This window comes from Delftia sp. Cs1-4, assembly GCF_000214395.1.
Classification (GTDB): Bacteria; Pseudomonadota; Gammaproteobacteria; order Burkholderiales; family Burkholderiaceae_C; genus Comamonas; species Comamonas acidovorans.
The window spans coordinates 5,209,356-5,232,865 of the sequence record NC_015563.1; the positions used below are offsets into that span (position 1 = coordinate 5,209,356).

The 23,510-nt window shown below is 69.6% G+C and carries 21 protein-coding genes; 19 read left to right on the top strand and 2 right to left on the bottom strand.

What is annotated here, in order from left to right; genetic code table 11:
• The 14 genes from DELCS14_RS22800 to DELCS14_RS22865 all read left to right on the top strand — a co-directional run bounded on the left by DELCS14_RS22800 (position 1) and on the right by DELCS14_RS22865 (position 15,803).
• The gene (locus tag DELCS14_RS22800; protein ID WP_013803751.1) at positions 1-570 is read left to right on the top strand and encodes a prepilin peptidase; all 570 of its coding nucleotides are present in this window, start codon (positions 1-3) and stop codon (positions 568-570) included.
• A gap of 192 nt (positions 571-762) precedes the next feature.
• On the top strand, positions 763-1,809 hold the full coding sequence (gene cpaB / locus DELCS14_RS22805) for a Flp pilus assembly protein CpaB (RefSeq protein ID WP_013803752.1): 1,047 nt from the start codon (positions 763-765) through the stop codon (positions 1,807-1,809).
• A 25-nt stretch (positions 1,810-1,834) separates the two neighbouring features.
• Complete coding sequence (locus tag DELCS14_RS22810; protein WP_013803753.1) at positions 1,835-3,340, top strand: pilus assembly protein N-terminal domain-containing protein; 1,506 nt, start codon at positions 1,835-1,837, stop codon at positions 3,338-3,340.
• Between the two features lie 4 nt (positions 3,341-3,344).
• Positions 3,345-4,829, top strand: coding sequence for a pilus biosynthesis protein CpaE (locus DELCS14_RS22815; RefSeq protein ID WP_013803754.1), 1,485 nt, complete (start codon positions 3,345-3,347; stop codon positions 4,827-4,829).
• Positions 4,830-4,836: 7 nt separating this feature from the next.
• Positions 4,837-6,159: a CpaF family protein gene (locus DELCS14_RS22820; RefSeq protein WP_012203993.1), complete on the top strand. Its 1,323-nt coding sequence runs from the start codon at positions 4,837-4,839 to the stop codon at positions 6,157-6,159.
• Positions 6,156-7,118, top strand: a complete 963-nt coding sequence (locus DELCS14_RS22825) for a type II secretion system F family protein (RefSeq protein ID WP_013803755.1) — start codon at positions 6,156-6,158, stop codon at positions 7,116-7,118. The genes DELCS14_RS22820 and DELCS14_RS22825 overlap by 4 nt, the downstream gene beginning before the upstream one ends.
• A gap of 60 nt (positions 7,119-7,178) precedes the next feature.
• Positions 7,179-8,183, top strand: coding sequence for a type II secretion system F family protein (locus DELCS14_RS22830; RefSeq protein WP_013803756.1), 1,005 nt, complete (start codon positions 7,179-7,181; stop codon positions 8,181-8,183).
• 2 nt (positions 8,184-8,185) lie between these two features.
• Positions 8,186-9,229 carry a tetratricopeptide repeat protein gene (locus tag DELCS14_RS22835; protein ID WP_013803757.1) on the top strand — a complete coding sequence of 348 codons (1,044 nt, stop codon included), beginning with the start codon at positions 8,186-8,188 and terminating at the stop codon, positions 9,227-9,229.
• A gap of 10 nt (positions 9,230-9,239) precedes the next feature.
• Positions 9,240-9,680 carry a DUF3613 domain-containing protein gene (locus tag DELCS14_RS22840; protein WP_013803758.1) on the top strand — a complete coding sequence of 147 codons (441 nt, stop codon included), beginning with the start codon at positions 9,240-9,242 and terminating at the stop codon, positions 9,678-9,680.
• A 96-nt stretch (positions 9,681-9,776) separates the two neighbouring features.
• Entirely contained in the window at positions 9,777-10,229 is a 453-nt protein-coding gene (locus DELCS14_RS22845) for a TadE/TadG family type IV pilus assembly protein (protein ID WP_267233355.1), read from the top strand.
• Positions 10,226-10,768: a TadE/TadG family type IV pilus assembly protein gene (locus DELCS14_RS22850; RefSeq protein WP_013803760.1), complete on the top strand. Its 543-nt coding sequence runs from the start codon at positions 10,226-10,228 to the stop codon at positions 10,766-10,768. Before DELCS14_RS22845 ends, DELCS14_RS22850 begins: the two co-directional genes overlap by 4 nt.
• 16 nt (positions 10,769-10,784) lie before the next feature.
• Positions 10,785-13,049, top strand: coding sequence for a TadG family pilus assembly protein (locus DELCS14_RS22855; RefSeq protein ID WP_013803761.1), 2,265 nt, complete (start codon positions 10,785-10,787; stop codon positions 13,047-13,049).
• A gap of 50 nt (positions 13,050-13,099) precedes the next feature.
• On the top strand, positions 13,100-14,494 hold the full coding sequence (locus tag DELCS14_RS22860) for a sigma-54 dependent transcriptional regulator (protein WP_013803762.1): 1,395 nt from the start codon (positions 13,100-13,102) through the stop codon (positions 14,492-14,494).
• A 34-nt stretch (positions 14,495-14,528) separates the two neighbouring features.
• The gene (locus DELCS14_RS22865; protein WP_013803763.1) at positions 14,529-15,803 is read left to right on the top strand and encodes a glycosyltransferase; all 1,275 of its coding nucleotides are present in this window, start codon (positions 14,529-14,531) and stop codon (positions 15,801-15,803) included.
• A 76-nt stretch (positions 15,804-15,879) separates the two neighbouring features.
• Here the strand turns inward: DELCS14_RS22865 and DELCS14_RS22870 are convergent, their stop codons facing one another.
• Together DELCS14_RS22870 and DELCS14_RS22875 are read right to left on the bottom strand one after the other, a co-directional pair.
• Positions 15,880-17,319: an EAL domain-containing protein gene (locus tag DELCS14_RS22870; protein ID WP_013803764.1), complete on the bottom strand. Its 1,440-nt coding sequence runs from the start codon at positions 17,317-17,319 to the stop codon at positions 15,880-15,882.
• Between the two features lie 15 nt (positions 17,320-17,334).
• A complete protein-coding gene (locus DELCS14_RS22875; protein WP_043781120.1) occupies positions 17,335-17,892 on the bottom strand; it encodes a hypothetical protein in 558 nt (185 codons plus the stop codon).
• Positions 17,893-18,192: 300 nt separating this feature from the next.
• On the opposite strand from DELCS14_RS22875, the gene DELCS14_RS22880 reads away from it, so the two are divergent.
• The 5 genes from DELCS14_RS22880 to DELCS14_RS22900 all read left to right on the top strand — a co-directional run bounded on the left by DELCS14_RS22880 (position 18,193) and on the right by DELCS14_RS22900 (position 23,484).
• Positions 18,193-19,617, top strand: a complete 1,425-nt coding sequence (locus DELCS14_RS22880; RefSeq protein ID WP_013803766.1) for an ATP-binding protein — start codon at positions 18,193-18,195, stop codon at positions 19,615-19,617.
• Positions 19,602-20,948 carry a sigma-54 dependent transcriptional regulator gene (locus DELCS14_RS22885; RefSeq protein ID WP_013803767.1) on the top strand — a complete coding sequence of 449 codons (1,347 nt, stop codon included), beginning with the start codon at positions 19,602-19,604 and terminating at the stop codon, positions 20,946-20,948. Before DELCS14_RS22880 ends, DELCS14_RS22885 begins: the two co-directional genes overlap by 16 nt.
• Before the next feature lie 199 nt (positions 20,949-21,147).
• Positions 21,148-21,816 (top strand): hypothetical protein, encoded by a 669-nt coding sequence (locus DELCS14_RS22890; protein ID WP_013803768.1) that lies wholly within the window; start codon positions 21,148-21,150, stop codon positions 21,814-21,816.
• 97 nt (positions 21,817-21,913) lie between these two features.
• The gene (locus DELCS14_RS22895; RefSeq protein ID WP_012203978.1) at positions 21,914-22,261 is read left to right on the top strand and encodes a DMT family protein; all 348 of its coding nucleotides are present in this window, start codon (positions 21,914-21,916) and stop codon (positions 22,259-22,261) included.
• 11 nt (positions 22,262-22,272) lie between these two features.
• On the top strand, positions 22,273-23,484 hold the full coding sequence (locus DELCS14_RS22900; protein ID WP_013803769.1) for an MFS transporter: 1,212 nt from the start codon (positions 22,273-22,275) through the stop codon (positions 23,482-23,484).
• Positions 23,485-23,510 lie beyond the last annotated feature (26 nt).

Consider the following 23,510-nt stretch of genomic DNA (forward strand, 5'->3'; position numbering starts at 1 on the left):
ATGGAGTGGGCCTCGCTATGGCTGTGCGTCTGCATCACATGGCTCGCAACGATTGCGGTCATGGATCTGCGCATCCGGCGCGTGCGCAACTGGATGGTGCTGCTCGGCCTGGCCACAGGCGCGGCGGCGCTGGCCAGTGGGGCGCAGCCGTTCCAGGTCTCGGCCTGGAACGCGCTGGCCGGACTGCTGGCGGGGTTTGTCGTGCTGCTTCCTTTCTATGCACTGCGCTGGATGGGAGCGGGCGACGTCAAGTTCGGCGCGGTCGCAGGGCTGTGGTTCGGGCTGAGCTTCGACCTGCTGCTGATCTGGACCGGCGGCAGCCTGCTGGCCGGCTTGCACGGCCTTCTGGTGCTGTCATTGCGCCACCTGAGCCACAGCCCCACCGGCCTGTGGCTGCAGGCCCGGCTGCCCCTGGCCTGGGCGGCCCGCCTGGCACCGCTGGGCGCTGCGTCTCAGCCCGCAGGCGCCACCGATGGACCGCGCCAGCCCCAGCGCTCCATTCCCTATGCCGGCTACATGGCCATTGCGGCCATCGCCCTGGCCTGGCGCCACAGCCAGCCGCTTGCCTGAACGGGAGATACCCATGCAGATCGCTTTCCCCGCGCCACGCACCACACGGCCCGGCCCCGCCGCAAGCCGCCGCCGTGCGCTATCCGGACGCTTTCCTGCCCTGGCGGACCCTCTGCGCCATGGCAGGAAAGCGCCAGGGCAGCCCCCATGCCTGAACACCGTCGCCACCCACTTGCACCAGGAGCCCCAGCCATGAACCTCACCAAGATTCTTGCCGGACTGCTGGTGGGGCTGGCCCTCGTGCTCGCAGGCCTTGCCTGGCTGCTGGGCAGCCAGCCCGCACGCCCCGTGGCCCAGCCCTCACCGGCCGCCTCGGCGCAGCCGGCCCCCGAGCCCGTGCCGCAGCATGCCGTCGTGGTCGTGGCCCAGGCCATTGCCGCAGGCCAGCGCATCGGCAGCGAGGATGTGAAGCTGGCCCAGTTGCCCGCCCCCGTACCCGGCAGCTTTGCCGCGACCGACGACGTGCTGGGCCGCACCACGCTGATGGCGCTCACCCCGGGCACCCCGCTGTTCGAGCAGCAACTGCTCAGCGGCCTGGCCCTGCAGCTGGAGCCGGGACAGCGCGCCCTGGCGATTGCCATCCGGGAGCAGATGGCCGCGGGCCACCATGTGCGCCCCGGCGACTTCGTGGATGTCTACTTCACGCTGGACGGCAAGTCCGACCAGGCACCCGTGGACGCGCAGACCCGGCTGCTGCTGGCGCGCAGCCGCGTGCTGGCCTACGGCTCCGGCAGCGTGGAACGCCCACCCATGTCGGCCGTCCAGCGCCAGGCGCAGCAGGACAAGGAATCGGCAGGCTCGTCGCTGCGCCGCGCCAGCGCTGCGGATCAGACCGGCCAGCGCCCTGAGAACGTGCAATCGGCCGTGCTGGCCGTGCCGCTGGACGACGTGGAGCGCCTCACGCTGGCCGAGAAATTCGGCCAGCTCACCCTGGCGCTGCGCAACCCGGACGACCTGTCCGTGCCCGATCCCAAGCTCTTCGCCGCCCTGCCCAGCGCACTGCAGCCGGTGGCGGGCCGCCTCAGGAAAGACCAGGCACTGGAAGGTGCCGACCGCGCCTTCGCCGGCCTGCGCATGCAGGACCTGGCCACCGGCGCCGACGCCAAGAACATCCGCAAGCCTGCCGCCCAGCCCATGACGGCCTTCGCACCCGCCGTGCGGCCGCCGCCGCAGCGGGCCCCGCGCGAACGCACCGTGGAGCTGCACAACGGAGCCGCGGTGCAGATGGTGAACTACTGAAAACACACAACAAGAGGGAGATGCCATGAAGTGCAAGAACATCTCGACGGCCGGAGCAACACCGCTGCAGCGCGCGGTCTGGACACTGTGCGGCAGCATGGCCTTGCTGGCATTGCCGCCAGCGGTGTCGGCGCCTGCGGACACCGCTGCCGTCCAGGGCATGCACAACCCCGGCGCCGGGGACATGCCCTCTGGCGACTCCCTGCAGCTGGTGGCCGGACGCCAGCACCTGATGCCGCTGGCCAGTATCCCGGGCCGCATCGCCGTGGGCGACCCCAATGTGCTGGACGTGAAACTGCTGCGCGCCACGCCAGGCTCCGGCGGCAGTGCCGGCTCCGGCTCCGGCTCCGGCGGAACCGAGCTGCTGCTCACGCCCAAGGCCCAGGGCAGCACCACGTTGGTGGTGTGGCCCCAGAAAGGTGGCGCACCCCAGCGCTGGGAGGTCCAGGTCCGCGGCCAGCACCTGCTGCTGGAAAAGCGCCTGACCTCGGTTCCAGAACATGCCCAGGCCGTGGCCGAACTGCGCCAGTACGCGCCCGCCCAGACGCTGCTGGTGGACAACTCGCAGATCGACGTCAAGAGCAACACCGTCCAGGTGGACGTGCAGGTGGTGGAGTTCAAGAAATCCGCGATGAAGCGCATCGGCGTCAACATCTACAGCGGCGGGCGCAACAACCAGGGCTTCAGCTTCGGCAGCTTCAGCCCCGGCGTGGTGGGCAGCATCAGCACCAATACCAACGGCACGGGGACAGGAACGGGAACGGGCAATACCGGCTCGGGCGGCACGGGAGGCACGGGCTCGGGCGGCGTGTCCAACAACACCTCGTCGGCCATTGCCAGCGCCATGAGCCTGGTGATGACCTTCGGCAAGGCCTTCAGCGGCGCCGGCATCGTCACGCAGCTGAGCATCCTCGAAGGCAATGGCATGGCACGCGTGCTGGCCCGGCCCACCCTGCTGGCCCAGACCGGCCAGAACGCCAGCTTCCTGGCCGGCGGCGAGCTGCCTATCCCGGTGCCCGCGCGCGACGGCAACATCGCCATCCAGTACAAGGAATTCGGCATCAAGCTGCAGCTGACGCCTACCATCCTGTCGGACGATCGCATCGCCCTGAAGGTCTCGCCCGAGGCCAGCGACCTGGACTTCAACAGCGGCGTGACCATCAGCGGCGTCACCGTGCCCGCCATCCGCACGCGCCGCGCCGACACCTCGGTGGAGCTGGCCGATGGCGAGAGCTTCGTCATCGGCGGGCTGGTCAGCCGTGCCACCACCTCCAACGTCAGCAAGGTGCCGGTGCTGGGCGATCTGCCCATCCTGGGCACCTTCTTCAAGAACCTCAACTACACGCAGGAAGAGTCCGAGCTGGTGATCATCGTCACCCCGCGCCTGGTCCACCCGCTTCCCGCCAGCACCAATCTCGAAGCCCTGCTGCCCGGTGCGCAATCCGAGCAGCGCAACGCCGGCAAGGTCTGGCTGCCCTACCTCGCCGGCGGAATGAGCACCCAGACCGCCGTACCCGGCTTCTCGTACTGACGACATGACAAGCAAGCCCACCGCAACCGATTCGCCTGTGGACGCCACAGGCTCGCCGGCCATCGGCTCACCCACCTCGCTGGAGACCCTGCTGGGGCTGCGTTCCTCGGCCTCGCTGGCCGGCAAGCCGCAGCCCGGCACCGATGCGCTCGCGCAGGACAAGTCACCGCTGGACAGGATGCCCGCGCCCGCCGCGCCCCGCCCGACGCCGCAGCCGCTCGACAACGACCTGCAGGTGGAGCTGCTCTTCATCCACGCAGGCACCCCCGAAAGCTCGCTGGCCCAGGCCTGGCTGCAGCACATGCTGGACGGCGCACGGCTGCATGTGGCGCGGTTCCAGGACAACGTCACCGAGCAGGTGCAGCGCTACATGCCGCATGCCGTGCTCGTGCATTTCGACCCGCTGTCCACCGACGAGGCGGCCCACCTTGCCTCCCAGCTGCACATCTCCCACCCCCACCTGCCCTGCCTGGCCGTGGGCCGCACCAAGTACCCGCAGTGCATGCTGGCCGCGCTGCGCGCCGGGGTGCAGGACTTCCTCGACGTGGACGGCCCCGTGCAGGCCGCGCACCAGACGGTGATCGATCTGATCAAGCGCGTGCCCCCGTCGGCCTCGGGCATGCCCAACGCGCCGCTGACCGCCATCATGTCGGCCCGCGCCGGCCTGGGCAGCAGCCTCATGGCATCGCACTTGGCCTGGTACCTGCAAAAGCGCCTGCATGGCACGACGGCCGTGCCGGGCAAGGACGCCACGCCCCGCGAGATCAGCAACGAGACGCTGGACGGCCTGCTCATCGACCTGGGCTTTCCCAGCGGCGACTGCGGGCTGTACCTGGGCACGCTGGGCGACTTCGACTTCATCGAGGCCGTCAACAACCTGCGCCGCTTCGACCGGCGCCTGGCATCGACGGGACTGGCCCGCCATGAAAGCGGCCTGCGCCTGCTCACGCTGCCGCGCCAGCCCGCCCGCCTGCGCGACGTCTCCTATGCCGATGCCGACGCGCTGCTGCTGCGCCTGCGCCAGTACTTCCGCCACATCGTGGCCGACCTGGGGGCCGTCGTGCCCACGCAGCTGGCCATGCGCGTGGCGCTGCGCGCCAGCCAGATCTGGGTGGTCTGCGACCAGAGCGTGGCCAGCGTGGTCTCCACCACCGAGCTGCTGCGCCAGCTCGACGAGCAAAAGGTCGATCGCGAGCGCGTGCAGCTCATCGTCAGCCGGCACGACAGCCAGCTGGAGCTGGAGGCCCCGCAGATCGCCCGGCAACTGCAGCTGCCGCTGCTGGCCACCATTCCCGAGCGCCGGCGCGAACTGGTCCAGGCCGTCAACCAGGGCCAGCTGCTGCCCAGCCGGCTGCAGCGCGAGCCCTATGTGCAGGCCGTGGACAAGCTCGCCACCTTGCTGATCACCACCCACCACCAGGCCCATGCGGGCGATCAGGCCGCGCCCGCCCGGGGCCTGAACCGTTTCTTCCACCGAACAAGAAGCTGAACGCACCATGACGACCACGGCTTATTCCCATCTGGCCGACGCCCAGGCCAGCGAGTTCGAGCGAAGCGCGCTGTTCCTCGACCTGAAGAACCGCACGCACGAGCACCTGCTCAGCCGCATCGAGGAGCTGGGTGCCGAGTTCGGCCGTTGGTCGCAGGCCGCCATCGCGCAGTTCGTGCTGATGGAGCTGGACAGCTTCATCCGCCTGCACTCCGTGCCCGTCAACGAGCAGGAGGCGCTGCAGGTGGCGCGCGCCCTCACGCGCGAGCTCACGGGACTGGGGCCGCTGCAGCCGCTGCTGGAAGACCCGCTGGTCGAGGACATCCTCATCAACGGCCACGGCAACATCTACGTCTCGCGCGGCGGCGTGCTGCAGCGCGAGACGCTGCACTTCAAGGACGACGAGCATGTGCTGCGCATCGTGCGCCGCATCCTGGCGCCGCTGGGCCGGCGCCTGGACGAGTCCAGCCCCATGGTCGATGCCCGCCTGCCCGATGGCGGGCGCATCAACGTCATCATCGAGCCGCTGTCCATCGACGGCCCCTCGGTCTCCATCCGCAAGTTCCGCAAGGACCCGCTGACACCGCCCGAACTGGTGCAGCTGGGCACCTTCAACCAGGACATCTGCCGCATCCTGGAGATGGCCGTGCAGGCGCGCTGCAACATCCTGGTCAGCGGCGGCACCAGCTCGGGCAAGACATCCCTGCTCAATGCGCTGGCCAGCTTCATCCCGGGCAGCGAGCGCATCGTCTCCATCGAGGACACAGCCGAGCTGGCCCTCAACCACAACCACGTGGTGCGGCTGGAAAGCCGCCCCGGCGGCTTTGACGGCTCGGGCCACGTCAGCATCCGCGACCTGCTGCGCAACAGCCTGCGCATGCGGCCCGACCGCATCATCGTCGGCGAGGTGCGCGGCGGCGAGGTGCTGGAGCTGCTGCAGGCCATGAACACCGGCCACGACGGCTCCATGGGCACTATCCACGCCAGCTCGCCGCGCGAATGCCTGTACCGCGCCGAGATGCTGGCCGGCTTCGCGGGCTTTCAGGGCAGCGAGGTCAGCCTGCGCCGCCAGATCGCCAATGCCGTGGACTTCATCGTGCAGATCGGCCGCCTGTCCAACGGCCGCCGCCGCCTGCTGTCGCTGACCGAAGTCACGGGCATGACGGACAACATGATCTCCATGCAGGAGCTGTACCGCTACGAGCCCCAGGTGGGCCCTGACGGGCAGGAGATCGACCAGTGGGTGTCGCTGGGCATCTCGCCGCACTCGCCCAAGCTGCTGAGCTGGTGGCGCATGCAGCAGCAGACCGGCCACGGAGGCGTGCGATGACAGGCCTGGCACCCGCCGTCCTCATCCTCGGCGCGCTGGCCTGCCTGCTGCTGGCCCTGGCGCTGTGGGTGATCATGCGCGGGCGCCGCAAGGAGCATGAGCAGTCGATCAACCTGCACATGAAGCGCAGCGTGGACGGCCACCGGGAGGTGATCTCGCCCTCGCCGCCCATGGCCGAGCCCGCCTTCCGCGCCCCCGCGGCGCAGCCCGCGCCCTCACCCGCTGCCGTGCAGTGGCTGGCCCAGCGGCTGGGCGTCCAGTCCTGGGGAATCTCGTCCAACACCCTGGCCCTGTTCGCCATCACCGGCCTGGTGCTGGCCTTGCTGGCGACCAGCCAGGCAGGTGCTGCCGCGGGGCTGGTGGTGGCCGTGCTGTATGCCGTGGTGCTGGCCTTCGGCATCTGGCGGCGGCAGGCCAAGCGCCGCGAAAGACTGCTGCAGCAACTGCCCGGCTTCCTGGACAACATGGTCCGCCTGATCTCCATCGGCAACTCGCCCCATGCGGCCTTCCAGATGGCGCTGAACAATGTCCCCGATCCGCTGGGCGACGCGCTGCAGCAGGCGGCGGCCATGCTCAGCGCATCGCCCGACCTGGGGCAGGCCATGGGCCAGCTGGAGCGCAACTGGCGCCTGCCCGAATTCGGCCTGCTGGCCGCCGTGTTCCGCATGAGCGTGCGCTATGGCGGCCGCGCCGACCTGGTGCTGGAGCGTGTATCGGCCTACATCCGCGACCGCCAGTCCGCCGAGCGCGAGCTGCATGCGCTGTCCTCCGAGATCCGCATGTCGGCCTGGGTGCTGGCCCTGCTGCCCCTGGTGGTGGGGGCGCTGATCATGGTGATCAACCGCGGCTACTTCATGCGCATGTGGAACGACGACAGCGGCCAGACCATGGTCCTGGTCGCCGCCGCCCTGGAGGCCCTGGGCGCCTTTCTTCTCTACCGGCTGGCCAAGCTGAGGTGAACCCATGACAGCACAGGCACAGGTACAGGCCCACCCATCCGTCTGCGCAAGGAGCCACGCATGACCCCGCAGCAACTGTGGATCGCCAGCATCAGCCTCGGCGCGCTGGGACTGGTGCTGTGGGCCTGCGCCCTGGTGTGGAAGCTGTGGCGCTCGGCCCGTGCCTCCAGCCAGGTCGCCAGGATATTGCAGGCGCGCGATACCGCATTGACCCCGAAGGCCGCCACGAAGAGCGCCCTGCAGGCCAACGACGCGCAGTTGCTCAACCCGCTGTCCATCAACGTGCGTTCCTCCGATTCGCCACAGGCGGTGGCCGCCAACCTCCCGCCCCCGGCCTGGCTGCAATGGGGCGTGGCCAAGGCCTTGCTGGCCGATGAGGACCGCAAGCTGCTGGACCAGGCCGGCGTGGGCACGCGCAACGGCAGCATGGCCTATGTGGCCAGCCGCATGGTGCTGTGCGTGGTCCTGCCCTTGCTGGCGCTGGGTGTGCTGCGCCCCGGCGAGAACGCGGCGCTGATCTACGGCTTTCTCGGGGTGAGCCTGGGGCTCATGCTTCCCAAATGGTTTCTGCGCTCGCGGGCCAAGGGCCGGCGCGAGCAGGTGGTCGAGGAACTGCCGCTGTTCGTCGACCTGCTGCGGCTGCTGCAGGGCGTGGGCCTGAGCGTGGACCAGAGCCTGCAGATCCTGGCCTCGGAATTCAAGAGCGTGCTGCGCGTCATCAGCGGAGAACTGGCCCTGGCCAACCAGCTCTACAACACCGGGCGCACGCGCGAGCAATCCTTCCAGCGCATGGTCAACATGAGCGCCGACGACGACATGAGCGCCATCGTCAACCTGCTGGTGCAGGTGGACAAGCATGGCGGCGCCGTGCAGGAGCCGCTGCGGGAATTCAGCATCCGGCTGCGCGAAAAGCGCCAGGCCAGCTTCAAGGAAAAGATAGGTTCCATCACCGTCAAGATGACGGGCGTCATGGTCCTCACGCTGCTGCCCGCCCTGCTCGTCATCACGGCGGGCCCCGGCTTCCTGGCCGTGATCAGGGCATTGACCACCATGGGAGGACGCTAGGCATGCGACACCAGGAAAACACCCGCGCAGGGCGGACGCCAGCGCCGGCACCCCTTGCAACCCTGGCAGCCCTGGCGACCCTGGCCTTGGCCCTGGCCGGCTGCGCCAGCAAGGGGCCGCAGGGCTACGGCGCCCCTTCCGCGCAGCAGGAAACCGCCGCCCAGGCCCAGCAGCAATTGCAGAACGCCCAGCAGGCCACCCAGGTGGACAACGCCCAGACCTATCTGGACCTGATCACGCAGATGCAGCAGGCGGGCCAGTGGTATGCCTCGCTGGCGCACACCGAAGCCTTCGAGCAGCAGTACGGCGTGAACCCGGAGTCGCGCCTGATGCGGGCCGACGCGCTGCGCAACACCGGTCAGGTCGAGCAGGCCCGGCAGGCCTACCTGGCGCTGCTGCAGGGCGCCACCACGGCACGGGCGCGGCGCGGCCTGGGCCTGCTGTACGCAAGCCAGGGCCAGTATGGCCAGGCCGTGGAGCAGCTGGACAAGGCGCGCCAGCTCAACCCCATCGACGCCAACGTGCTCAGTGACCTGGCCTACGCCCACATGCTCGACGGCCGGCTGGCCGCCGCGCAGATGCCCATCATGCAGGCCTCGCAACTCGCCCCGGCCAACGCACGGGTGCAGCTGAACATGGCGCTGTTCTGGCTGGCCAGCGGCAACCAGGCCCAGGCGTCGCAGCTGCTGCGCCAGCTGGCCCAGCCCCAGGCCAAGGGCGCCCTGCCCATGATCGACCAGACCTCGCTGCAGACCCTGCAGGCACAGCTGACCAGCGTGCGCGATGCCGTGCGCCTGCGCGGCGACAGCCTGCCCGCCGAGGTCGGTGCCGGTGCCAGTGCCGCTGTGTCCAGCGCCCCTGTGCTGCCTTCTGTGCCGCCTTCTGTGCTGCCCCCTGCACTACCCCCTGTGCCGACCCTGGGCACCCGCCCCGAAGCACGCGCCACCGAGGCCCTGCCCGAGACCCTGCCGGCCGGCATCACCCGGCGCATTCTTCTTTCCGAGCCGCCCGGCGCCGCAGGCGCAGCACCGGCCTCGCCACTTTGAGGAGCACGACATGCAAGACACATACCGCATGGACCCGCCGCGCCGCACTGCAGTCGCCAACGCTCTGGCCCCCTGGCTGCTGACCGCCGGCCTGGCCCTGCTTCCCGCGGCCGCGCTGCATGCCCAGGCCTTTGGCGAAGTGCAGAGCCCGCCCGAGCAGGTGGATGCACGGCCCCATGTGTTCGCCGAGCCCTCCACCGACTCCATCCTGGTCGGCTACACGCTCTACACCAACCCCGATGGAACCGTGATGTACCTGCCCCGGCGCGAGATCGACATCGGCGGGGGCACCCTGCGGCTGCTGGAAATGCAGCACAGCCAGCCGGGCCAGCGTGCGCGCCCCATCGCGGGCGAGCAGGCGCGGCGCAGCTATGCGCGCTACCTCAAGAGCTTCGAGACGGAAATCCCCGCCCTGTACAAGACCGGCGTCGAAGCCGGCGGCAAGAACTGAGGCCGGCTCCGGCAACGGCTTGCAGGAACGACCATGACCCGGTGCCAACCCCGCGCTCACCACCCTCACCGATCTGCCAGCCTGCGGCAGCGGGGGGTGTATGCGCTGGAGTGGGCCATCATCTTCCCGGTGTTCTTTGCCCTGCTGTATGCCTGCATCAGCTACGGGCTGGCGTTCCTGGTGCGCGAATCCATGCAGGCCGCCGCCGAAGACGCCGCGCGGGCCACGCTGCGCTACCAGACCAGCCGCAGCGCCCGCCTGGATGCGGCCCGCAGCCTGGTGCAGCAGCGGCTCGACTGGCTGCCCGCCGACCTCCGGCCCACGGCTGGCAGCATCGACGTGCGCATCTGCAGGCTGCAGAACAGCGAACTGTGCTCGGCCACGCTGACCTGCGGCGTGCTGGTTGCCGAACGCTGCATGGTGCGCGTGGGCTTCACCATCCTTTATGGAACCAGCCCGATAGCGCCCGCCCTGCCGGGCTTCGGCCTGGTCATGCCCACCACGTTGACGGCCAGCGCCAACATCATGGTGGACAGGGGGGGGCTATGAAGCTCCCCCTGAGTCGCTTCGCGCCTTCCCCCTCTCTCGCTTCGCGGGAGGGAGGCATACGGGCCACCGGCGACACCCGCGGGGCAGGGCTGCACAGGCGGCAGCGTGGCGTGGCGGCGGTGGAGTTCGCGCTGATCGCCGGGGTGATGGTGATGCTGCTGATGGGCATGTTCGTGTACTGGCGCGTGCTGCAGGCACAGCAGTCGCTGGCGCGTGCCACGGGCGATGGTGCGCGCATGGTCCAGCATCTGGCCTTTGGCGGGATGGCGGGCTACAACCCGGCCAAGCCGGCCGAACGCGCCAACATCCTGCAGGCCACCAGCGATGTGGTGAACCAGAGCCTGGCGGCCAGCGGCATTCCAGCGGGCACGGCGCCCACCCAGATACAGATCAACTGGGGCACTTCCCAGGCCACGCTGAGCGTGGTCTACATGCTTCCCCCCGTGCTGGGCCAGGGCCTGCAGGTGGGCAGCCAGACCTTGGGCGAACCCACGCGCCTGGAGTCCCGCAGCCTGATCAGGCTTGCGCCCGGCAGCTAGACAGGAGGACCAGAGCATGCTCACCCACCTCCCCGCATCCGCACACCGCCCCCGAACGCGCCGGCAAGGGCGCCGGCAAGGCGGCAGCCTGCTCGTGCAGTTCGCCCTGCTGGGCTCGGTGCTGTTCCTGTTGCTCGGCGTCGTGGACCTGGGCTACATGTACTACGCCAAGCGCGACCTGCAGCGCATTGCCGATCTGGCGGCCACCCAGGCGGCCCAGGCCATCAATGCCGAGCGCAGCAACCGCGCCGCATGCGTGACGGCGGGCGAGGACAGCATCACGGCCAACTGGCCGGTCCCGCTGACCCGCAACAGCACCCAGACCGTGGTCAGCTGCGGCAACTGGAACCCGGCGGACCCGGCGCGCCAATCGAGCGGCGGCCGCTTCTTCGACGCCAGCTCCGGCCCGCTGAACGCGGCGCGCGTGACGGTGGGCGGCACCTCGCCCACCATCTTCCCCGGTCCCTGGAGCCGTGCCGTGGTGGCCGAGGCCATTGCCATGCGCAACGACTCGGTGGCGTCCTTCCAGGTGGGCTCGCAGCTGCTGCGCTTCAACAAGGACACGCCGCTGGGCGGGCTGCTGGGCCTGGTGGGGCTGGACGTGGGCATGCTGACCCTGCTGGACTCCAAGGGCCTGGCCGATGCCAAGATCAGCCCGGCCGGCCTGCTCAAGGCCCTGGGCGTGAACCTGGGCATAGAGCAGCTGCGCGCGCTGTCGCCCGAGGGCCTGGCCAACATCGCCAGCGTCACCCTGCTGAACGTGATCGACGCCTCCATCAGCGCCATCACCGACAACGCGCTGGCCGTGCAGCTCAATGCGCTCAAGACCCAGATCATCAACGCGGGCCTGAGCACCATCAAGATCCCGCTGGGCAGCCTGGATGACCAGAAGGGCCTGTTCGCCTTCCTGGGTGCCGGCCGCACCGATCCGCTGAACGCGGCCATGGATGTGCAGCTGGGCATTGGCGACCTGCTGAAGACGGCCATTGCCATCGGCGCCAACGGCCATGCGCTGCAGGCCAACCAGCTGGATGTGGCCGGGCTCATCAAGGGCCAGCTGACCATCGTGCAGCCGCCCACCATTGCCGTGGGCCCCGTCGGCACGCAGGGCTACAGCGCGCAGATCCGCCTGAACCTGAACGTGGACACCGACCAGCTGCTGGGCGGCGCACTCAAATGGCTGGTCAAGGACATCCTTGGCACCCAGGTCAAGCTGCCCATTGCCGTGGACATCACCAACGCCACCGGCACGCTGACCGCGCTGCAGTGCAGCGCCAGCCCGCAGACCATGGACCTGTCGGTCAAGTCCTCCATCCTCAACGCCTGCGTGGGCAAGATGGACCCCAACAACAAGCAAAGCTGCGAGAAGGGCCTGCAAAATGAGCAGCTCATCACCCTGCTGCACCTGCCCGTGCTGAACGGCAAGCTGTGGGTGCCGGCCCTGGAGTACACGGACTCCACCACGGGCCTGGGCATGGAGCCGGGCTACGAAGACCCGGCCGACCCCAACTGGTCCAAGACCAACCGTTCCACGCAGGTGAACCAGCTGGCGCTGGGCGACACGGTCAACAACATCGTCACGGGACTGCTCAACCTGCTCAGCGGCCTGCTGCAGCCACCGAACAGCACGCCCACCGACATCACCACGCGCCTGCTGGGCTCCTACCTGGACGCCTCCATGGTGAACGGGCTCTACAACGTGACCAGCCTCACCAACCTGCTGCTCAGCGGGCGCGGCGTGGCCGGCGACAAGGACTACATGCCGCCGCTGCTCACGTCCAACTTCACGTTCAACAACGCCATCGCCAAGTCCTGCCTGCTGGTGGCCTGCCCGTCCTCCACCTGGCCCAGCGGCACGTTCTCGGCCGCCCTCAACTCCTACACCAGCGTGCCCGGCGGCCTGCTGGATGTGCTGGGCATCTCCACCTACGACAACGGCTACCAGAGCTGTGCGGGCCTGCTCAGCTCGCTGCTCAACTGGAATGGCTGCGTCAAGAACAACGTGACCAAGCTGCTGACCTCGCACCCGCAGTACCTGTACACGATCAACCCGAACAGCCCCGAGATCCAGTCCCTGCTCAACCGCGACAACAACCTCACCTGCACCGGCGCCCTGTGCACCCTGCTCAAGCCGCTGGTCACCACCGTGCTCAAGCCCATCCTCAACGGCGTGGGCACGCTGCTGACCAGCGTGCTCAAGGACACGCTGGGCCTGGAGGTGGGCCGCACCGACATCAAGGCCCTGTCCATCGGCTGCGACACGGCGCAACTGGTTTTCTGAACGGCAGGCAAGGCCATCCAATCCATGAATCGACAACGAGGGAATGCAACGTGAATCTGGACGAGCTCGTCATCTATGTCTGGGAAGGCCAGGCCGACATCGCCGAGCGGGTGGAGCGCTGCGTGCTCAACCTGGGCGTGGACGTGGTGCGCGCCGACGGGCTGACCCTGCCCGCCGACACCAGCGAGCTGGGCAATGCGATCGCCGTGGTCAGCGTCTCGGTGCTGGAGGGCGCGCGCTTCACGCGCCAGGGCGTGGAGGGCACCTTCGGCATGCCCGTGCTGTGGGTCAGCGCCAAGCAGCGCGACGCCAACGCCGGCACCTATGCCATGGAGTACTCGCATGTGCTGCCCTTCGACTTCACGGGGGCCGAGCTGCGCGCCATGCTGGTGCGCATCCTGCGGCGCATGCAGAGCAACCAGCGCCAGGTGCAGCGCTCGGAGGACATCATCGCCGTGGCCGACTGCATGCAGCGCCTGCTGCGCGACGTGGACACCTTTGCCGACTGCGAGCACAGCGTGCTCATCATCGGCGAGACCGGCGTGGGCAAGGAGCGCATTGCCGAGCGGCTGCACGAGCGCAACAACCGCTACGGCCAGGGCCCCTTCGTGGTGGTCAACTGCGGCGCCATCCCGGACGGGCTGTTCGAGTCCCTGTTCTTCGGCCATGCCAAGGGCTCGTTCACGGGCGCGGTGAATGCCCACAAGGGCTATCTGGAGCAGGCCAACGGCGGCACGCTGTTCCTGGACGAGATTGCCGACCTGCCGCTGTACCAGCAGGTCAAGCTGCTGCGCGTGCTGGAAGAGCGCGCCATCACGCGGCTGGGGTCGGCCGCCGCCGTGCGGCTGGACTTCCGGCTGGTGGCGGCCACCAACAAGCCGCTGCGCGGGCTGGTGCGCGAGGGGCGCTTCCGGGCCGACCTGTTCTTCCGCCTGGCCGTGATCGAGCTGCAGATTCCCAGCCTGGAGGAGCGCGGCGAGGCCGACAAGCTGGCCATCTTCCACGCCATCCTGCGCAAGGTGGTGGGCGAGGCCACGATGAAGGAGCTGGGCGAGGCGCCCTTCTTCATCCTCGACGCCGTGGCCCAGATGTACTTCCCCGGCAATGTGCGCGAGCTGCGCAACCTGGCCGAGCGCATCGGCGTGGCTGCCCGCCAGACGCGCGACTGGAACGCCGACGGCGCCACGCAGCGCATCCTGCAGCACGCCCAGGCACTGTCGGCCACCACCTTCCCGCCGGACGCGGGCGCCGCCGAGCCCCTGCTGGCCGACCGCAGCAACTGGGACATGGACGAGCGCAACCGCATCATCGCGGCGCTCAACACCAACGACTGGAAGCGCCAGAACACGGCCCAGCACCTGGGCATCAGCCGCAAGGTGCTCTGGGAAAAGATGCGCAAGTACCAGATCAGCGACGGCGAGCCCGAAGTGCCCGTGCCGGGCTGAGCACGCCCTCCGACACATCCCCATCCCCCACGCCATGGAGACTTCCACGAACATGCAGGACAAGCCGGTCATCATCTTCGTCAGCGCCGTCTACCCCAGCCAGTACAGCCTGCTGTGCAGCCACCTTCGCGCCAGCGGCGCGGCCGACAGCTGGTTCATGACCATGCCCGGCCATGCCGAGAACTACGCCAGCCAGTGCGACCACCTGCTGTCGTTCCGGCCCGATGGCGACATCGTCGGCCCGCAAAGCTACTACTACTCCAGCAAGGTGGAGCGCTCGGCACGCATAGGCCGCGGCCTGCTGCAGGGCCTGCAGGCCTTCGAGAAGGAAAAGGGCAAGCGCATCGACGTGGTGGTCGCCCACTCGCTGTGGGCCGCGCCCAACCTGCTGTACGGCGAGATCGATGCCGCCATCGTCAGCTACATCGAATTCCCCAGCTACCGCGAGCACGGCAACGAGCCCGACTACCCGCCCGACCTGTCCCAGCGCCTGGCCGACCGCAACATGGAAATGCTGCACTACCACCAGGTGCTGTGCAGCGACCTGACCATCACGCCCAGCGCCCATGCGCGCTCGCTGTTCCCGCCGCTGCTGCAGGAGCGCGTGGCCGTGCAGTTCGAGGGCTTCGACATCCAGGCGCCCGACGAGCAGGCCGAGCCGCCGCCGCGCCAGGACACGCGCTTCACCGTGGCCTTCTCATCGCGCGACCTGTCCAGCTCCAAGGGCTTCGAGACCTTCATGCGCCTGGTCGATCGACTGGTGCGCGAGGGCGATGGCCAGCAGATGCGCTTCATCGCCCTGGGCGACCCTACGGCCGTGACCTACGGTTACGAACAGCAATGGGTTGAGCGCCGCTACCAGGGCAAGGTGGCCAGTTTCCGCGACCATCTTCTGCAGATCCACCCGGCCGCCCAGGTGGTGGAGTTCCCGGGCAAGCTGCCGTATGACGAGTTCGCGCGCACGCTGGCCTCGGTGGACCTGTTCCTCTACCCGCTGCGCTACGGCGTGGCCAACTGGGGCCTGATGGAGATCCTGGCGCGCGGCGGCTGCGTGATCGGATCGAACTGGGGCTTTGTGCCGGAGCTGGTGCAAAACGATGTCAACGGCCTGCTGCTGCCCGACAGCGACGACGCCTGGATCGGCGCCATCCGCCAGCTGCGCGACGACCCGGCCCGGCGCCAGCGCTACGGCCGGGCCGCGCGCGAGACGGGCAAGCGCTTTCACATCTCCAACGTGGCTCCGCGCTTCATGGACCTGTTCCGCCTGGCCATGGCGCGGCGCAAGGCCGCCCCGCTGATGCTGGAGTGAGGTGCCGCACCGGCCCGGGCCAGGCACGGGCCAGGGGCGGCCCAGGCGCGGCCCAGGGCCGGGCTCGGTCCAGGCCTCAGGCCCGCGCCTGCAGGAAGAATCCCGTGCCCATGCCGGCCTCGGCGGCCGACACCTCGGCTCCACCAGACACGGTGGAGGCCGCCACAAGAGCAGACATGCGCTCCATGCCGCTCCAGCTCAGGGCCATGTCCAGCTCGTCGCCGTCCTGCACCTCGGTCGCCTCCAGCACCTCCAGCACGTCTTCCACGCGCACCACCTGGTCCAGCAGGCCATGCAGCGAGGGCCGGGCGATGAAGAAGCCCTGCGCGCCATGGGCCCCCGCCAGCGCCACGGCCTCCAGGCCCTGGGCGGACTCGATGCCTTCCACGATCACGCAGGCGCCCCGGTCGGCGCACAGGCTGACCAGGCCCTGCATCATCCGGGCCGAAGGCCGGGCCTGCAGGCTCTGGTCCAGCACGGACTTGTCGATCTTGACGATGTTGGCGCGCAGCTTGCCCAGAATGTCCAGGCCGCCGCGCCGGGGCACGATGTCGTCCAGCGCCACGCGCACGCCCAGGATCTGCAGGTGCCGCACCAGGCCCAGCGCGGCCTTCTCGCAGGGGAAGGCGCCGGTCTCGGTGATCTCCAGCACCAGGCGCTGGGCGATCTCGGGCCGGTCCTCCAGGTAGTCGAACACGCCATCCCACCAGGCGTCGTCGCAGAACGAGGCGGCCGACAGATTGCAGCCCAGGCTGTGGCCGGTCTTCATCTCCAGCGCACCTATCACCGACCACAGCACGCTGCGGTCCAGCCGCGCGGCCAGGCCCAGGCGCTCCAGCGCCTCGATGGCATGGGGCACGGCATAGTTGTCGTAGGCAGAGAACACGCTGCGGCGCAGCAGGCACTCGTGGTAGAGCGTGCGGCCCGCGCCGGCCCCACTGCCCCCGCCTGCCATGCCTGCGGGCTCCAGCAGCGTCACGGGCTGGAATGCCAGCGCCAGGTGGCCCAGCCGCAGATCGTCCAGCAAGCGGCCCGCCAACTGCATGTCGGCCTGGTAGGCCTTGATCAGCCTGGGGTGCATCCTGCGCACCGCCATGTCCTGGACGCCCGCCGTGGCGTGGCCCTTGCCGCGTATCTCATGCAGGCCCGTCAGGGAGACGCAGCCCAGCGCCTGCACTTCGGCGCGCAGATAGGCCTGGCGCGCGCCGTCCACCACCGGGTCGCGCACCAGGGCGGACTCCAGCGCATGCATCCAGCCATGCCGGGCCTGATTGCCGGGCAGCACCGTGTCAGCCATCGTGCGGGGGTCGAACCCCCGAACCAGCACCGTGTCGCCCGCACGCTCCAACGATTCGGCATCGATGCCCAGGCCCGTGAGCCGCTCCACGCAGACCCGCATGGCCTCGTCGCAGAAGCCGTTGCCGTAGACGCTGCGCCAGGTCTGCAGGGGCGACAGCCAGATGGCCAGGTCCACGGGGGTGTCGCCGGGCGGAGCTTCGATGATGTCGTCGTGCATGGTGTGCTCCTTCATTCAACGGCCTGCAATGGGTTGTGAATAGCAGTGAAATCCGATCGCCCTGCGCCCCCGGCCGGACGGCCCGCCGCCGAGCACGCCGGCATCCACGGCCGACAGCGCCAGGTCCACATGGCCGGCCACCAGGTCAAAGACCACCGAGCAGGCATCCGCCTTGCGGCTGAAATACGCCAGCGTGGCGTCCGTGCCACCTGCGAAGCTGCCCAGCAGCGCCTGCCCGTCCTGTTCCTGGAACACGGCCTGCGCGCCGCCCTGCTGAGGCACGATGACGCGGTCGCCCTGCTGCAGCACGGCGCCGGCCTGGGCCGCGATCACGTCGTTGCGCCGCACGATGCGCACGCCCTCGCTCACGCGCGTCAGCATTGCCACCGGTGCCATCTGTGCATGCGCGCCTCCATCGCCGGCCTCGCGCGCAGAGGCAAAGCCAGAAGCGCGCGGCACCGCCGCAGACGCAAACGAGGCGGGCACGTTCAACGGCTTGCTGCGCGCCCTGTCCGGGTGGGCGCGCAGTCGCGGCAGGGGCACGCCTGCAAACGACAACGAGACAGCGGCCATGGTTTCTCCTCCGAAAGACTGCGATCGATGGGGCGGGTGGCGCAGCACCCGGTTTTCCAGACACTGCGACAAGCTTTTTGCATCCTGTTGCAACAAGCGTGCCATGGGCTCGGACGTCTTCATCCAACGCAAAGCCATCTGTAACCTATTGATTTATTTGGACACCCACGCATAGCCGCCACCATGTCACCCCGCAGCGTTACGGGCGATGTCACGTAACGCCGGCGCGCCACGGCGTTACTTTCGCAGCGGCCGCGCAGGGCGGCGCGGCCCTGGCTGCCAGGCGCGGCCCCCCTTTCGGTGTATGTTCCAGCGCATCACTTTCAGGAGCCGGCCCTGTCCCCGCAAAAGTCCATCCAACGGGATCTGGTGATCCTCTGGCTCACCATCTCGGCCGTCGCCCTGGTGCTGGCGTGGCTGCTGCTGCTGCTGAGCCGGCAGGGCACCGACCAGCAGGTTGCCCGCGCCCGGGACGCCGCAGGCGTCAGCTGCAGCGCACTGCAGGCCGGGGCCGCGCGCATGGGGCTGGCGGGGCTGATGGCGGACACGCCCAGCGCACAGGCCCGGTCCGCCGCGCAGGCCGTGCTGGACCTGGCGCTGCGCGACCGCCCCGGCATGGAAGGCGGCTTCTGGCGCGAGGGCCCCGGCGTGGTGGCCTATGCCTTTCCCACCTATGACGGCTCCGGCATCAAGCGCGATGCGCCCAGTGCGGAGATGGAGCGCATCGCCTCCACCGCCCAGCGCGCGCGGGACAGCGCAGGCCTGGTGACCGACCTGCGCCCCGGCCTGCGCGAGGCGGTGGTCTTTGCCGCCTGCCCGGCCCAGGCGGACGCACCCGGGCTGGTGGCCTGGACACTGATGCGCGTTCCCCTGATCAGCGCCGACGTGGTCAACCCCCTCATCCTTGCCGTCAGCCTGCTGCTGGGCATGGTCCTGGCCTCGGGCCTGTGGCTGGGCAGAATGCTCCGGCGCTGGCAGCGGCAGTCGGCACAGATGGAGCAGCAACTGCTCAGCGCCGAGCGGCTGGCCACCCTGGGCCGGCTGTCCGCAGGCCTGGCGCACGAGATCCGCAACCCGCTGGGCACCATGCGCATGAAGGCCGAGAACGCGCTGGCAGCGCCCGCGCCACTGCGCGAAGCGCGCAGCCAGGGCGCCCTGGAGGCCGTGCTGGCCCAAACCGCGCGCCTGGAAGACCTGGTATCGAGCCTGCTGGCCTTGACCCAGCCCTTCCGTGTGCAACCGGAGCCGGTGGACCTGCAGCAGCTGCTGGACGAAAGGCTGCAGGCACATGCCGAGCTGGCCCAGGCCAGGGGCGTGCAACTGGCAACGGCGGTTTCTGCCGGCCTTGCCCGGGACCTGCAGGATGGGCGCCGCCCGCTGCTGGACCCCGTGCAGATGGCCAGGGCGCTGGACAATCTGCTGCTCAACGCCCTGGCGCACACGGCGGCCGGCGGCCGGGTGGAACTGGGCGCAGACCGCAGCGGCACCACCGTTTCCCACCGCAACAGCCCGCTGCAACTCTGGGTGGCCGATGACGGCACGGGCATTGCGCCCGAGCTGCGCGACACGCTGTTCGAGCCCTTCACCACCGCGCGCCCCGGCGGCACCGGGCTGGGATTGGCGCTGGTGCGCGAAATCGTGCTGGCCCATGGCGGCCGCATCGCGCTGGGCAAGACAACACAAGGCACACGCATAGAAATGGAATTTCCATGGCCCGCATCCTGATCGTTGACGATGACACGGCCTTCCGCGAAAGCCTGGCCGAGATGCTGGGCGACCTGGGCCACGCGGTCAGCGCGGCGCCCACGGTGGCGGCGGGGCTGCAGGTGCTGCAGGCCGGTTCGGTGGATGTGGCCATCGTCGACCTGCGCATGCCCGGCGAGGACGGGCTGGCCTTCCTGCGCAAGGCCCGCGGCCTCTCGCGGGCGCCCTGCATCATGCTCACGGCCTACGCCAGCGGCGGCAACACCATCGAGGCCATGCGCCTGGGCGCCTTCGACCACCTGACCAAGCCCATTGCCAGAACCTCGCTGGTCGAGGTGCTGGAGCGCGCCTTGCTCAGTGCGGGCCAGGCCGGCAGCCCCGAGAACGCCGCACAGAATCCGGCGCAGAACCCGGAGCAGGAAGGCGATGAAGCCGAGCTGGTCAGCGGCAGCGAGGCCATGCGGCAGGTCTTCAAGCGCATCGGCCTGGCGGCGGACAGCGACGCCACCGTGCTGGTGCTGGGCGAGACCGGCACGGGCAAGGAACTGGTGGCCCGAGCCCTGCACCGCAACAGCGCCCGGGCGGAGCGCCCCTTCGTGGCCGTCAACTGCGCGGCCATTCCGGCAGACCTGATGGAAAGCGAACTCTTCGGCCATGTGAAGGGCGCCTTCACGGGCGCTGTCAGCGACCGCGCCGGGCGCTTTCGCGAGGCGCAGGGCGGCACGCTGTTCCTCGATGAAGTGGGCGACATGCCGCTGCCCACGCAGGCCAAGATCCTCCGGGCGCTGCAGGAGCGCGAGATCACGCCCGTGGGCGCCAGCCGGGCGCTGCCCGTGAACGTGCGCATCATCGCGGCCACGCACCGCGACCTGCCGGACGCCGTCAGGCAGGGGCGCTTTCGCGAGGATCTCTGGTACCGGCTCCAGGTCGTGCCCGTGCACCTGCCGCCGCTGCGCGAGCGCCTGGGCGACGTGCTGCTGCTGGCCGAGCATTTCCTGCGCCAAGGCGGCGGCGCCTCGCCCAAGCGCCTGGGTGCCGACGCCGCGCGCCTGCTGCTGGCCCACGACTGGCCCGGCAATGTGCGCGAGCTGCGCAACGCCATGGAGCGCGCGGCCCTGCTGTGCCCCGGGCCGGTCATCGGGGCCGAGCACATCGGCCTGCAGCCTGCCGCGGCGCACGGGCCCGCCATCGACTGGAACGGCCCGCTGGCCGCCGCCGTCGCCCAGCTGGAGCGCGAAATGGTCACGCGTGCCCTGGCCGCCGCCACGGGCAACCGTGCCGAGGCCGCGCGCCGCCTGGGACTGTCGCGCCAGCAGCTGTACCGCAAGCTGGCGGAGTTCGGGCTGGGCTGAGGCCGCAATGGGCGCGCGGACGCACGGACGCGCGGACGCACGGACGGCGCCGCATGTGTCCGATACGGTGACACCTGCTGTCTCCACATCGGACACCGGGCCCGCAGCATCCGCTGCAAGCCATTGATTTCATGAGGATTCCTGATGGCATGGCACTTGCATTGACGGATGCGTGTCCATCGCCAACCTAGGAGCCCTCATGTCCCGATTTGTTCTTACCTCCGCCGTTCTCTGGCTGGGTTCCAGCGCATTGAATGCGCATGCCGTCCCGCCCGGCGGCTTCGCCCCTTCAGCCCCTGCAGGGCCTGGTGCGCCGCACGCACAGGCCGTGCTCGAAAGCGCCGTCGCCCGGCTGCTGACCAATCCGTATGGAGAGGTGGACGGCCTGCGCCTGACCGACGGCACGGTGGTCCGGTTCCCGCCGCATATGTCCGACGCGCTCACGGCAGCCGTGAAGGTGGGCGACACGGTGCGCATCATCGGCCGCAGCGAAGCCGGTGGTGCGGTCAAGGCGGATGCCATCGTGAACTCGGCCAGCGGCCAGACCGTGTACGACCAGCCGCCCGCCCGCGACGGCGCGCGCCCCATGCCGCCGCACCTGCGCATGGCCGGCCTGCAGACGCAGCAGGCCCAGGGCCGCATTGACGTGGTTCTCACCGGCCCGCGCGGTGATGCCAACGGCGTCATCCTGTCCGACGGCGCCATCGTGCGCTTCGCCCCCCATGCGCTGCAGCAGCCGCTGCAGCCGGGGCAGCTGTTTGCCGCCTCGGGCCTGGGCACGCGCAACGCGCACGGCACCTCGCTGGAGGCCACCAGCATGGGTGCCAGCCTGTCGGACCTGCAGCCGCTTTACGACCGCGCGCGCTGACGCCACCGCCCGGTCCCCGGGGCCGGGCGGGCTCCTGCCCTTTCCTGCTGTTCTGCTTTCCTGCTTTCCGGCTTTCCTGTTTTCATCGAACCCCGCCATGTCCCCCAAGATCGCCCCCGTCCTGCTGCTGCTGATCTCCAACGTCTTCATGACCTTCGCCTGGTACGGGCACCTGAAGTTCGAGAACCGGCCGCTGTACCTCGTCATCCTGGTGAGCTGGCTGATCGCGCTGGCCGAGTACTGCTTTGCCGTGCCCGCCAACCGGCTCGGCCATGAGGTCTACAGCGCGGCCGAGCTCAAGACCATCCAGGAGGTGATCACGCTGGTGGTGTTCGCCGTTTTCTCCGTGCTCTACCTGGGCGAGAAGCTCACCCTCAACCACCTGGTGGGCTTCGGCTTCATCTGCCTGGGCGCCTTCTTCGTGTTCAAGGGCCCCCTGCGCTGAAGGAAGCCGCCATGCACCGCACACACCACCATGCGCGGCGCTGGCTGCCGGGGCTCAACTTCTTCCTGGCCGATGTGCGCGACGGCCTGGGACCGTTCCTGGGCGTGTTCCTGCTCGCCCAGGGCTGGCGGCTGGACGACATCGGCTACGTCATGGCCCTGGGCGGCATCGCGGGCATGCTGGCCACCACGCCGCTGGGCGCGCTGGTCGATGCCTCGCGCCGCAAGCGCAGGCTGCTGGCCGCGGCCATCGCCCTGCTGCTGGCGGGCAACCTGGCCATCTGGATCGCACCATCGCTGGCCGTCACGGCGGCATCGCAGGTCATCACCGGCGTGGTCGCGGCGCTCATCGCGCCCTGCCTGCTGGGCATCACGCTGCAGATCACCGGCCATGCGGACCTGCCCCGGCAGCTGGGCATCAACGAAGCCTGGAACCACGCAGGCAACGTGGCCACGGCCGCACTGGCGGGGGCCATGGGCCTGCGCTGGGGACTGCCCTCCGTCTTCGTGCTCATGGCCCTGATGGGCTGCGCCTCGCTGGCCTGCCTGGCGCTGATGCGGCTGGATGAAACCCCGCAAGACACGCCGCCTCCAGAGCAGACCGGGCCTTGCGCACCCGGCCTGCTGCAAGTGCTCACGGGCACGCCGGCGCTGCGGGTGCTGGCCGTGGCCATGCTGCTGTTTCACTTGGGCAATGCCGCCATGCTGCCGCTGCTGGGCCAGGCTGCCGTGGCGCGCGGCCATGCCAACCCCAGCGGCTTCACGGCGCTGACCATCATCGTGGCGCAACTGGTCATGATCCCCATGGCCTTGCTCGCCGGGCGCCACGCCCAGAGCAGCGGCTACTGGCTGCTGGTCAAGGCGGCCCTGCTGTCGCTGCCGCTGCGCGGCCTGGTCGCCGCCACCTGGGATTCGGACTGGGCGCTGATTCCCGTGCAGGTGCTCGACGGCGTGGGCGCGGGGCTGCTGGGCGTTGCCCTGCCAGGCCTGGTCGCGCAGACGCTGCGCGGCACCGGCCACGTCAACGCAGGCCTGGGCGCCGTGATGACGCTGCAGGGCCTGGGCGCGGCCGCCAGCCCGGCACTGGCGGGCTGGATTGCACAGCGCTTCGGCTTTGATGCGGCCTTTCTTTCGCTGGGCGGCATCGCGGTGCTGGCCCTGGCGCTGTGCTGGTTCGGCGCGCCTGCCGAACCAAGGGCTGCCCACCTCCAGCCCAAGACCTGACATCAGGCCATGCGCGGCCCGCTTTC